General features: G+C 69.0%; 11 protein-coding genes. 4 read left to right on the top strand and 7 right to left on the bottom strand.

The genetic code is table 11. The annotated features are described in order from the left end of the window. From QZV94_RS17485 to QZV94_RS17470, 4 genes are all read right to left on the bottom strand, one after another. Positions 1-2,165 (bottom strand): M1 family metallopeptidase (locus tag QZV94_RS17485; RefSeq protein WP_293679510.1); only part of this gene is annotated, 2,165 nt, incomplete at its 3' end. A gap of 59 nt (positions 2,166-2,224) precedes the next feature. Next, positions 2,225-3,664 carry an MFS transporter gene (locus QZV94_RS17480; protein ID WP_293679507.1) on the bottom strand — a complete coding sequence of 480 codons (1,440 nt, stop codon included), beginning with the start codon at positions 3,662-3,664 and terminating at the stop codon, positions 2,225-2,227. Then, a complete protein-coding gene (locus QZV94_RS17475; RefSeq protein WP_293679505.1) occupies positions 3,661-4,095 on the bottom strand; it encodes a MarR family transcriptional regulator in 435 nt (144 codons plus the stop codon). The genes QZV94_RS17480 and QZV94_RS17475 overlap by 4 nt, the downstream gene beginning before the upstream one ends. 124 nt (positions 4,096-4,219) lie before the next feature. Next, a complete protein-coding gene (locus QZV94_RS17470) occupies positions 4,220-4,984 on the bottom strand; it encodes a PhoH family protein (protein WP_293679502.1) in 765 nt (254 codons plus the stop codon). 323 nt (positions 4,985-5,307) lie between these two features. On the opposite strand from QZV94_RS17470, the gene QZV94_RS17465 reads away from it, so the two are divergent. From QZV94_RS17465 to QZV94_RS17450, 4 genes are all read left to right on the top strand, one after another. Further along, entirely contained in the window at positions 5,308-5,841 is a 534-nt protein-coding gene (locus QZV94_RS17465; RefSeq protein WP_293679499.1) for a gamma carbonic anhydrase family protein, read from the top strand. 71 nt (positions 5,842-5,912) lie between these two features. Next, positions 5,913-6,695 (top strand): enoyl-CoA hydratase-related protein, encoded by a 783-nt coding sequence (locus tag QZV94_RS17460; RefSeq protein ID WP_293679496.1) that lies wholly within the window; start codon positions 5,913-5,915, stop codon positions 6,693-6,695. 101 nt (positions 6,696-6,796) lie between these two features. Next, a complete protein-coding gene (locus QZV94_RS17455; RefSeq protein ID WP_293679493.1) occupies positions 6,797-7,873 on the top strand; it encodes a DUF3667 domain-containing protein in 1,077 nt (358 codons plus the stop codon). Between the two features lie 90 nt (positions 7,874-7,963). Then, entirely contained in the window at positions 7,964-9,616 is a 1,653-nt protein-coding gene (locus QZV94_RS17450; RefSeq protein ID WP_293679490.1) for a choline dehydrogenase, read from the top strand. Between the two features lie 8 nt (positions 9,617-9,624). Here the strand turns inward: QZV94_RS17450 and QZV94_RS17445 are convergent, their stop codons facing one another. The 3 genes from QZV94_RS17445 to QZV94_RS17435 form a co-directional block, all read right to left on the bottom strand. Beyond that, entirely contained in the window at positions 9,625-10,395 is a 771-nt protein-coding gene (locus QZV94_RS17445; RefSeq protein WP_293679487.1) for a cytochrome b/b6 domain-containing protein, read from the bottom strand. Between the two features lie 234 nt (positions 10,396-10,629). Next, positions 10,630-11,970, bottom strand: coding sequence for an MFS transporter (locus tag QZV94_RS17440; RefSeq protein ID WP_293679484.1), 1,341 nt, complete (start codon positions 11,968-11,970; stop codon positions 10,630-10,632). A 137-nt stretch (positions 11,971-12,107) separates the two neighbouring features. After that, positions 12,108-12,341, bottom strand: a 234-nt coding sequence (locus QZV94_RS17435; RefSeq protein ID WP_293679481.1) for a hypothetical protein, incomplete at its 5' end; no start/stop codon positions are given.

Below are 12,341 nucleotides of genomic sequence, written 5' to 3'. Positions count from 1 at the left end.
GTCTCGTCGGCGTTGGCCGCAACGATGGCCAGCACCGTGCGCCGCGACGCTGCGCTCAGGCTGTCGGGCTCGACCAGCCAGCGGTCGAAGCGGCGGCGGGCCTCGGCGACCACGGCCGCGTCGCCCAACTGGCCCAGGGTGGCCAGGACACTGCGGCGGGTGATGGCGGCGTTGTCGGATTCGTCCGGCTTGGGGTTCCAGCCCAGGCGTTCGGCGATGGGGCCCAGGCGGCCGCGGGCGAAGGCGCGGAAGGTCGCCTGGTTCGGCCGCCCCCGGTAGAGCGTGTCGATGGCGGCCAGCTGGTCGGAGAGCGTGGCCAGCACGACGGGATCGGCGTCGGCCGGGGTGTTGGCGGCCAGGGCCAGGAAGTCGCTCATCGGCACGACGCCGCTCTCGCCGAGGGCGCGGCTGTCGTAGAGGAGACCCAGTTGGTCGGCCGGCGACAGCCTGGCGAACCGGGGTGCGAGCATGGCCCACAGCTCCGGCGAATAGGCGGTGCGGAGGTAGCTGGCCTGGCCCGCGTTGACGACCACCGGGGCGGCCAGCGGCACGGTCTGCGGTGCGGCGGCGCTGACCACGCCGTCCCAGCTCTTGCCGTCGAGCCCCTTTACGGTGATGGGCGTGCGCCAGGTGCGCGGCGCGCGTTGGGATGCGTCCGCGGCGAAGCGTTCCTGGGTCAGCACGATGCCGCCTGGCGCCGCCTCGGCGCGGAGCAGGGGCACCCCGGCCTGCAGGGTGAAGTCGTGTGCGATGTCGCTGAGCTTCCGGTCCGGTGAGGCCGCGTCGATCTCGCGCCACAGGTCATCGCTGACCGCGTTGCCGTAGGCGTGCTTCCGGATGTAGCTCCGCACACCGGCCCGGAAGGCGCTCTCGCCAACGTAGGTCTCGAACATCCGGATCACCGCCTGGCCCTTCTGGTAGGTGATGCCGTCGAAGGCGTTGGCGGCGGCGAAGACGTCGGGGATGTGGGTGATGACCGGGTGGGCGCCCGCGCGACTGTCCAGGCGCATGGCCGCCTGCTGGCCGGACTGGGTTAGAAGCCAGACGTTCCATTCCGGGTGGAAGTGGTCGGTGGCCTTGTTCTCCATCCAGGACGCGAAGCCCTCGTTCAGCCAGAGCTGGTCCCACCAGTCCATGGTGACCAGGTTGCCGAACCACTGGTGGGCCACCTCGTGGGCGACCGCGATGTAGACGTCCTGGCGGTCCTTCTCGGTGGACAGCTTGGGGTCCACCAGGAGGATGTAGTCGAAGTAGAAGATCGCCCCCCAGTTCTCCATGGCGCCGAAGAACTGGCTGTTGCCGGGGCCGGCGACGAGGTCGAGTTTCGGCAGCGGATAGGGCGCGCCGAAGTAGTCGTTGAAGTAGCCGAGCAGCTCCGCGGCCGCGTCCAGGGCGAACTGGCCCTTGGCCGCATCGCCCTTGCGGACGATCACGCCCACGTCGGTCTTGCCCACCTGCCTGTGAACGCGCTCGAAGTCGCCCAGGCCCAGGAACAGCAGGTAGGAGCTCATCTTCGGACTGTCGGCGAAGTGGATACGTTCGACCGCGCCGAGGCGCTCGGTCTTCGTCGCCGGCATGTTGGAGACGACCATCTGGCCGGCCGGAGCCTCGACCGTCAGAGCGAACACCGCCTTCACCCCGGGCTCGTCCCACATCGGCGCGAAGCGCCGCGCATCGGAGTTCTCGAACTGGGTGAAGAGGGCGCGCTTCTTCCCGCCCTTGTCTTCGTAGTCGAGCGCGAACAGGCCCGAGGCCTGCTGGTAGATCTGGCCCGTGTACTCCAAGGCGAGCCGGTATTTCCCGGGCGCCAGCGGCGCGGCGAACACGAAGGCGGCGGTCTGCTGGCTCTCGTCCAGGACGATCCGGGGGGAGGCGGCGACGCCGTCGAGGCTGGCCTTCCGGATGACGAGGTCGGCGGCGTTCAGGACGATGCGGTCGGTGGCCTTGAGCACCGTCAGCTCGATGGTCTCGCGGCCTGTGAAGCTGAGGCTGGCCGCGTCGGGGGCGATATGGATATCGTAGCGGTCCGGCCGCACGTCCTTCGGCAACACGACGCGTGCGGGCGGTGCGGTCTCGGCTTCGGCCTCGGCCTTTGCGGACTCCGCGGCGAGGGCGGGCGAGCCCAGCGCCAGGAACGCGGCGGCGAGGGCGGCAAGGAATTTCATCGTTATCCACTCGGGCGGCATAAAACGGCGCGCAGCATACGGATTAGGGGTCGCTTCGCCTAGTCGCGAAGACGGCCGTTCATCTCATCCCCGGCGTCCTTGGGCAGGCGCAAGAACCAGATCGTGGAGAACAGGGTCACCACGCCGATGATCACGAAGGCCGGGGAGACCGCCGCCGCCGTGAGGCGGGTCTCGCCGCGCCAGACCATAAGGTAGTGCAGCAGGGTGGCCGACAGCCCGATGCCGATCGACTGCACAAGCTGCTGGGCCATCGACGAGGTGGTCGCCGCCTTGCTCATCTGCGCCTGCTCGATGTCGGCGTAGGCCATGCCGTTCAGGGAGGTGAACTGCAGCGACCGGAAGAACCCGCCGACTCCCAGCACCAGCGCCACGGCCCAGTGCGGCCAGGATGGCGTGAAGAGGGCGTAGGCCATGAAGCTGAGCGCCACGATCACGGCGTTTATCAACAGCACCGAGCGAAAACCGAACCGGCGCAGGATCGGCGGTGCGGCGGTCTTCATCAGCAGGGCGCCGATCGCCGAGATGCAGGTCATGGTCCCGGCCACGAAGGCCGACAATCCAAACGCGACCTGCAGCAGCATCGCCAGCAGGAACGGGTTGGCGCCCATCGCCACGCGCATGAAGGCCCCGCCCAACACGGAGGCCGCGAAGGTGGGTAGCCTGAAGATCGAGAGGTCGACCGCGGCGTGCGGCGTGCGCCGGGCGTGCCAGCCGTAGAGGGCGAGCGCGGCCACGCCGCCGGCGAACAGGGCGGCGACGGCGAGCGGCGGCAGCGCGTCGCGGCTGAGGTTCTCGAAGCCGAAGATCAGTGCGGCGAGGCCGGCGCCGGTCAACAGGATGCCCAGGACATCCACCGGCGGGGCGTCGGCCTCCCGGACCTCGGGCACGAACCTGTGGACCAGGATCAGGCCTGTGACCGCGATCGGCAGGTTCATGAAGAAGATCCAGCGCCAGTCCGCGAAGGTGACGATGGCGCCGCCCAGCACCGGACCGAACACCGGCCCCAGCAGCGCCGGCATGGTCACTACGGAGAGCGCGCCGACCAGCTCGCTCTTCGGCGTGGTGCGCAGCAGAACGAGACGTCCCACCGGCATGAGGGTGGCCCCAGCCGCGCCCTGGATGAAGCGGGCGGCGATCAGCTGCCACATGCCGCCGGCGAGGCCGCAGGCGATGGAGCCTGCCGCGTAGAGCACGATGGACCCCATGAAGATCCGCCGCGCCCCGAACCGGTCGGCCAGCCAACCACTGAGCGGCAGGAAGATCGCCGCCGACAGCAGGTAGACGGTGATCGCGATGTTGAGCCGCAGCGGCTCGACGTGGAACGTGTGCGCCATCGCCGGCAGGGCGTTGGAGATGACGGTGGCGTTGAGCGTCTGCATGAGCAGCGCCGAGCCGATGATCGCCGGCACGATCCAACCGCGGGTGTGCCGCCCGGCGTCCTCGGGCGCGGCGTCCAGGGCCTCGTCGCTGGGACTCACGGCTCGGAGAGCAGGGCCAGCAGCGGCCCGGTGGCGGCTTCCAGGCTGGTGCGGTCGGCCGGCGAGAGGCGGGCGAGGCGCGCGGCCAGCCAGTCGTTGCGCTGGCGGCGGATGGCCTCGAGCGTCTCGGCCCCGGCCGCGGTGATCGCCAGGCCGGAACGGCGGCCGTCGGCGGCGTCGTCGCTGCGCGCCAGGAGCCCGGCGGCCTCCAGGCGCTTGACGTGCGCGCTCATGGTCGGGCGCGAGGTGCGCTCCAGGTCGGCCAGCGCGCTGACGCCGATGCCGGGATGCTTGCCGATGTGACCGAGGAGCAGGGCGTCCTGCGCCGACAGGCCGGCCTTCTGCGCCTCCTGCCGCAGCCGGCGCGAGACGCGCAGCAGCACGGGCCTGAGGGCGTCCGCCAGGTCTTCGACCGGAGCATGAGCATGCATGAGGGATCGGCCATGCAACTGGAGGTTAGTTAGTTCGCCGAACTATCTAATCCTGGCCGCGCCGCAAAGCAAGGCCCGCCCCCTTGCGAGGGGGCGGGCCCGCTTAAGCTCTCCTCGGTACTGACTAAAGGACGCCCAGCATCTCCGCGACGAGGGGATGGCGGACGATGTCGCGGTCTTCCAGGCGGATGACGGAGATGTTGCCGACGGCCTCCAGCTTGGCGGCCGCCGGCGCGAGGCCGGAGAGCTCGGGCAGGAGGTCGGACTGGTTCGGGTCGCCGGTGACCACCATGGTCGAGTGCCAGCCCAGCCGGGTGAGCAGCATCTTCAGCTGGCCGTAGGTGCAGTTCTGGGCCTCGTCGATGACCACGAAGGCGTTGTTGAGCGTGCGCCCGCGCATGAAGCCCACGGGGGCGATCTCGATGGCGCCCTCGGTGATCAGGCCGCGGACCCGCTTCATGGAGAGCCGGTCCGACAGCGCGTCGTAGAGCGGCCGCAGGTAGGGGGCGAGCTTGTCCTCGGCGTCGCCGGGCAGGAAGCCGATCGATTCGCCGGCCTCGACCGCCGGTCGGGACAGCACGATGCGGCCGACCCGGCCGCTCTCCAGAGCCTCTACGGCCTTGGCGATGGCGAGGTAGGTCTTGCCGGTGCCGGCGGGGCCCAGGGCCAGGACCAGGTTCTTGGCGTCGATCGCGTCCATCAGGGCCTGCTGCCCGGGGGACTTGGCCTTTATGGTCTTGATGTAGGCCTGCTCGCGGTCGTCGTTGTGATGCTGCAGGGGCGACCAGCCGCGATCGATGGGCAAGCGGCGGATCTTATCATCCCCCTCGAACTGACCGGCGTCGAACGCGCCTTCGCGCAGTTGTCGCTTCAGAGCCCGCTTGCTCATTCAAAGGCCTCCTACAGGGGCAAGAAAAAAGGGCGTCCCGAGTGGGAGCGCCCTTGGCAAAACTGGATGGAGACGGTGCGGCGGCGTGCAGGGCCCAGACGAGGCCGTGGGTGGCCCTTGGGTCTCTGCGGATCCGGGCGGAGAGGCCCGGAGGAACAACAAGCTCAGCGCCATCCACCCCGTCCAGCGCGAGACACGGAGGCGAAACCTCCGCGGCGGCTTCCGAGAGGGCTTTCGCCGCCTCGAATCGCCTGACTAGAATGAGGGTAGCGTCCTTTACGAGCCGTTAAAGTCCCGATCGTCGAAAGCAATGAGGTGTCGAAGTGGCCGTCTACAACTTGGGAAATGTGACACCGGAGCTACCGAATGATGACGAATACTGGATCGCGCCGACGGCGGCGGTAATCGGTCGGGTGATCCTGAAGAAGAATGCGTCGGTCTGGTGGGGTGCGACACTTCGCGGCGACAACGACCCGATCGTGCTGGGTGAGGGGTCGAATATCCAGGACGGCAGCGTCTGCCACACCGACACCGGCTCGCCGCTGATCATCGGCGACAATGTCACCGTGGGCCACCTTGTGATGCTCCACGGCTGCACGATCGGCGACAACACGCTGGTGGGCATCGGCTCGATCGTCCTGAACGGGGCGAAGATCGGGAGAAACTGCCTGATCGGGGCCAACTGCCTGATCACCGAGGGCAAGGAGATCCCGGACAACTCCCTGGTGATGGGCGCGCCCGGGAAGGTGGTGCGCGAACTCTCTCCCGAGCAGGCGGCGCGGATGGCCTCGGGCTCGGCGCACTATGTGGAGAACTGGAAGCGGTATCGGCGGGAGTTGAGCCAGATCGCGCCCTAGCCGGGCCTGATGGGTGTTGACGGACGCAGGGTCCGCCTCCGACGGTGCGGCCAACCAAACGGGAGGACGCCATGGCCTACGAATTCATCAAGGTGGAACGCGACGGGCCGGTGACCACCTTCACCCTGAACCGGCCGGACGTGATGAATGCGATGCATTCACCGGCGCACTTCGAGATGGACGAGGCGGTGAACGCCTTCGCCGCCGACCCGGACCAATGGGTGGGCATCGTCACGGGCGCGGGTGAGCGCGCGTTCTCGGCCGGCAACGACCTGAAGCACCAGGCCGGCGGCGGCAAGATGGGCAATCCGCCGTCGGGGTTCGCGGGCCTGACCTCGCGATTCGACCTGACCAAGCCGCTGATCGCGGCGGTGAACGGGGTGGCCATGGGCGGCGGGTTCGAGATCGCGCTGGCCTGCGACATCATCCTGGCCTCGGAGAAGGCGGTGTTCGCCCTGCCGGAGCCGCGGGTGGGCCTGGCGGCGCTGGCCGGGGGTCTGCACCGGCTGCCGCGCGCCATCGGGACGAAGCGGGCCATGGGCATGATCCTGACCGCGCGGCGGGTGTCGGCGGCCGAGGGCAAGGAGCTGGGTTTCGTGCACGAGGTGACCGCGCCGCAGGACCTCATGCGCGCGGCCCACGAGCTGGCCAAGACGATCTGCGAGCTCGGGCCGATGTCGATCCGCGCGTCGAAGCAGGCGGTCTACCAGGGCCTGGACGAGCCCAGCCTGGAGGCGGCGCTGAAGGGCCAGAACCGCTATCCGGCCGTGGCGGCGCTCTACACGTCGGAGGACTTCAAGGAAGGTCCGCTGGCCTTCGCGCAGAAGCGGGCGCCGAACTGGCAGGGGAAGTAGGAGCCTGCCTCTCTCATGAACGGGAGAGGCGAGGTGCGCCGGCCGCCTTGCCGCATAGCGCCGATCCCGTCACATTCCGCGGTCTGTGACGGGGACGGCGGATGGTGGATCTGGACTCGGTGGGCGGGGCGGCGACCGGGGGGTTGATCGCCTCGCAGTTCGAGAAGCCCGCGGGCCAGGCCGGCGAGCACGCCACAGCCTGCGCCGACTGTGGGACACCTACGATCGGGCGATTCTGCCACAACTGCGGCAACCCGGCCCATGTCCATCGCACGCTGCTGCATCTGGGCGAGGAGTTGCTGCACGGGGTGATGCACTTCGACAGCCGCGCGTGGCGCACCCTGCCGGCGCTGATCTTCCGGCCGGGGCGACTGACGCGGGAGTGGGTGCACGGCAAGCGCACGCGCTACGTCTCGCCGCTGGCGATGTTCCTGTTCACGGTCTTCGTCATGTTCATGGCGCTGAGCTACGGGCCCGAGCCGAAGGAGTCGGCGGTGGGCCGCCAGGCCGTGGCGACCGCCGACCTGGCGCGCAAGAACAGCGACGTGGCCCAGGCCCGACGCGAGCTGAACGAAGCCCCGCCGGCGGGGCGCAAGACCGCGGCGGTGGTCCTGGCGCTGGCGGAGGCGGAGCGGGATAAGGCCGCCGCCCGGGTCGGCGACAAGCTGAAGGCGGCCGAGATGGGCGGCTGGAAGGAGGCGCTAGCCGCAGAGGCTCGCAGAAACGATCTCACCTTCAACACCGGCGACCGGAAGCTGGATGAGAAGTTGCAGCACAAGCTCGAGAACCCGGAGCTGGCGCTCTACAAGCTGCAGCAGACCTTCTACAAATTCTCGTTCCTGCTGGTGCCGATCTCGATTCCGTTCGTGGCGCTGCTGTTCCTGTGGAAGCGGGGACACACCGCGTACGATCACGGCGTCTTCGTGCTGTATTCCCTGACCTTCATGTCGCTTCTGATGATGGTCGCGGCGGTGTTCGTGCGAGTCGGAGGCTTCCCGGGCGCGCTGGCGGCGGGGCTCGCGCCGCTCATCGTGCCGGCGCACATGTACTACCAGCTGCAGGGCGCCTACGGGCTCGGCTGGTTCTCGGCGTTGTGGCGCACGGCCCTCCTGCTGGTGTTCTCGCTCGCGGCTCTAGTGGTCTTCCTGTTGGCGATCCTGTGGCTCGGCTTTGCCTGACGAGGATGACGCTGGCGTCATTTTTCTTGTTTCACCTGACCGCCTTTGCCACGGTGACCCCCACCAAGCATCGTTCAGGGACCCGCCGCAGTGGACCGCTACGACTACATCATCATCGGCGCCGGATCGGCCGGCTGCGTGCTGGCCAACCGGCTCACGGAGGACGGGACGAAGACCGTCCTGTTGCTGGAGGCCGGCGGGAAGAACAACGCGCTGATGGTGCGCATGCCGGCCGGGGTTGGCGGTCTGATTGGCAAGCAGAGCGCGTACAATTGGGGCTTCTGGACCGAGCCGGAGCCCAACCTGGAGGGCCGCAAGTTGTGGTGGCCCCGAGGCAAGGGGTGGGGCGGATCGTCGGCGATCAACGGCATGGTCTACATCCGCGGCCACGCGCGCGATTACGACCAGTGGCGCCAGATGGGCCTGACCGGCTGGGGCTATGCGGACGTGCTGCCCTACTTCAAGCGCTCGGAGTCATTGGAAGGCGGCGGTGACGCCTGGCACGGGGCCGATGGGCCGCTGAAAGTGTCGAAGGCCGGCCGGTCGAACCCGATCTACGAGGCCGTCGTCGAGGCCGGCGGCCAGGCGGGCCACCCGCTCACGGCGGACTTCAACGGCTTCCAGCAGGAAGGCTGGGGGCCATACCAGCTTACCCTCCATGACGGAGAGCGGTGGAGCGCCGCGAAGGGGTATCTGGAGCCGGTCCTGACGCGAGCGAACCTGACCACGCTGGTCGACGTGCGGACGACGCGGATCGTGGTGGAAGGCGGCCGCGCGACGGGCGTCGAGATCTACGACACCGCGGCCAAGAGCCGGCGGGTGGTGCACGCCGACGCCGAGGTCCTGCTGTGCGCCGGCGCGGTGCAGTCGCCGCACATTCTGCAGCTCTCGGGCATCGGCGACCCGGACGACCTTACGGCGCACGGCATCCCCGTGGTCCACGCGCTCAAGGGGGTCGGGGCGAACCTGCAGGACCACCTGGACGTCTGCCTATCCTGGGAGTGCCCGCAACCGATCACCCTCTACTCACAGCGCAAGGGCCTCCTCAAGACGCTCCTCATCGGACTCAACTACATGCTGTTCAAGAAGGGCCTGGGGCGCATCCAGGGCCTGGAGAGCGGGGCATTCCTGCGCTCGCGCCCCGACCTGGACCGTCCCGACCTGCAGATCCACACCGTGCTGGCGGTCATGCAGGATCACGGCAAGCTGGAGGTGAAGAAGGACGGCTTCACCTTCCACGTCTGCCAGCTGCGGCCCGAGAGCCGAGGGAAGGTGGGGCTGAGGTCGGCCGACCCGATGGACGATCCGGCCATCTTCGCCAACTACCTCTCCACGGAAGAGGACCGCCGGGCGCTGCGCGAAGGCGTGCGGATGATGCGCGAGGTGGCGAAGCAGCCCGCGCTCGCGCCCTACGTCAGCGCCGAGTTGTTCCCCGGTCCCGGCGTACAGACCGACGCCGAGGTGGACGCCTGGATCCGGCGCGCCGCCGAGACCGTCTACCATCCGGTCGGCACCTGTCGCATGGGCGTGGCGGGCGATCCTATGGCCGTGGTGGACGACCAGTGCCGGGTGCAGGGGTTGCAGGGCCTGCGCGTGGTAGATGCCTCAGTGATGCCTACCCTGGTGGGCGGCAACACCAACGCGCCCACCATGATGATCGCGGAGAAGGTCTCCGACGCCATCCGCGGTCGGGCGTTTCTGCCAGCCGACGACGCGCCGGTGTATGAGAGTTCGGCGGCCTAGGGACGGGCTCAGCCGTCGTTCCCGCTTTCGCGGTCCTTCGCCTCACCGATGCTGGAAGGGCCCGCCTCCTCCTCCTGCGCACCGGCGCTCGGATGTGGCAGGCTCATAAGGACCCCGGACGCTGCTGCGCCCAGGACGACCGCGACGAGCAGGGCGCCCGCGGAGGCGCGCCGGGCGTGCGCGACGTGGGTGTCCGGACGCCGCCGCTTGGAACCCGAGATCATCGCGGCGACGAGGTTCTGCCGCTCCGCGAGGCTGGTGACGGCAACCCCCACCAGGTGCAGCACGACGAGCGCTTCGAGGACACGGAAGGCCGGCTCGTGGAGCTCGGACAATTCCCAGCCGAGCAGGCCGGCCAACGGTCCGCCGGGGCCCTCTTCTCCGGCGCTGAACAGGCCTGTCGTCACAACGGCGCAGACGGCGAGCAGCAGCACCAGGACGCTCAGTCCGCCGAGCGGGTTGTGACCGACGGCAGGGTCCGCCTTTCCGCGGAGCAGATGCGCCAGATGTCGCCCCACCGCACCCGGTCCCCTCAAGAAGTCGGCGAAGCGTGCGCGCTCGCCGCCAACGAATCCCCAGATCACCCGAAACACGACGAGGCCCGCAATCGCCTCACCGCTCAGGCGGTGCACCAGCGCCGCTGCGCCTTCCTCTTCGCCTGTGAACCAGCTCACCAGGAGAAGGCCGACCAGGCTCCAGTGGAAAAGACGCGTGGGAAGGTCCCACACCCGAAGCCGGTCGACCGGAAGGGGTGTCGCTTCTGCGCGGATCGAGGTCATGCAGCGCACTCCTTGTGCTTGGAGAGCCTGCGCCAGATACGCGGCGCCGAGTTTGATGCGGGTCAAAGGTCACGCGGATCGCAGGCGTACCGCCTCGTGCGGGTTCGCGTCGCCGAGCGTAAGGATCAACGCGCGACCGCACTGGCGGGTGACCGCCCTCTTCACGACTGGGTCGTCCGTCCTTCGAACGAATCGCGCGCCCTGCAGGCCCCGGAGCGGGGCGGCGCGTCTACGCTATGCCCCGCTCCGCGCCGCCTCGTACGCTGCCAGCGCCTGGCGGTCCTTGGTGAATCTCAAGGCGGCGAACAGGAAGCAGGGAATGGCGACCGCCGAGGCGGCCTGCATCACCAGCATCATGTCGGTGATCGGCTTGGGCCGACCGGCGGCGGCGAAGGCGTCGATCATGAATCCGCCGACGGTCACAGAAATCCCGAGACCGATCACGTTGACGCTGAGGATGAACATGGCCACCGCCGTGGCGCGGATCCGCGGCGGCGCCAGCTCCGAGATGGTCGCGTAGGCGGCGCCGTACATGGCGGCCAACTGGAAGATCCCCGTACCCACGCCCAGCCAGAAGATCAGGCCGGGGTGGTCGGTCAGGCGGTACAGGAACCCGAAGGGCGTCAGGATCAGAAGCAGCAGCGCCACGAACATGGGCCGCCCCTGTCCGGTGACCTTCAGCCACCAGTCGGCCGCCAGACCGCCCAGGATGTTTCCGGCGACGCCGACCGTGGCGTACATCAGCGCGATCTTCAGGAAGAGCGGGCCGATGTCGAGCTTCAGCTCCTCCTTCCACCAGAGGGTGTCGAACTGGGCGCCGCCCACCGCGAAGTGAAGGCCGACGCCGCCGGCGATGGTCAGGGGCAGGGCCGGCGAGCGACGCATCGCGGCGAACAGCTCCGGCATCAGGGCGAGCATGCCGCGGATCGCAGAGCCCGCGCCGCCCGAGGCGGCCGGCCTGGCCCGTGGGTCGGGCTGGAACGCCAGGATGAGGGCCAGCAGAATGCCCACGGCGCCGATGATGAAGAAGCAGTAGCGCCAGCCGACCGCCACCCCCAGCGTGCTGGCGACGAAATAGGCCAGGCCCGCGCCCAGCGGCACCCCAGCGTAATAGGCGCCCGACGCCAGGCCCAGACTGCGCGCGGGGAACCGGTCGGCGATCATCGACAGGGCCGTCGGCGTGATCGTGGCCTCCCCGACGCCGATAAAGACTCGCGGGATCGCCAGCGAGATGAAGCCCTTGGCCGCGCCCGAGGCCGCGGTCAGCATGCTCCAGAGGGCCACGCCCATGGCGGCGAAGCGCGGGCGATGAACGGTGTCGGCGACCATGCCCATGACCGGGCTCAGGATGCCGTAGAGCAGGGTGAACATGATCCCCGACAGCAGCCCGAACTGGCCGTTGGTGAGCTTGAGGTCGGCCTTGATCTCGTTGGCGAAGGTCGGCAGCAGCTGGCGGTCGAGGATGTTGAAGACGTTGAGCAGCATCAGGAACACCACGAAGCCCCAGGTCCGGGCGCTGACGATGGGTTCGTGGGCGCTGGGCGCGGCGGTGGCCTCAGGCGTAGTGGTGGTCATTGTTGTCCTCCCCTTGGCGACACCTTGCACGCTGAGTGGGCGGAGGGCCAGACAGCTGGAGGCCAAGCGGTGCGGGCGGCCCACGTCCTCCCCCGCACGGGGGAGGAGAGTGAACCGATCGTGCAGGCAGACCGGCCCTAGTCCGCCGGCTTGCTCACCGGGGTGACCACGACGCGGTAGGCGGTCTCGGGTTTCAGCCACTGCTGGGCCGCGCGTTTGATATCAGCGGCGGTGACCCGCTCGGTGCCGGGCACGATCTGGCGGATCACGTCGAGGCGGCGCGGGTCAGCCTGGGCGCCGGAGAGTTCGCCCAGCCAGTAGCCATTGGTGAGCTGCGCGCGCTGCAGTTGCTCCAGCCGCGGCTGCTTGGC

The organism is uncultured Phenylobacterium sp. (genome assembly GCF_902826855.1).
In the GTDB taxonomy this organism is placed as follows: domain Bacteria; phylum Pseudomonadota; class Alphaproteobacteria; order Caulobacterales; family Caulobacteraceae; genus Phenylobacterium.
This window is presented reverse-complemented; position numbering and strand designations above follow the sequence as displayed.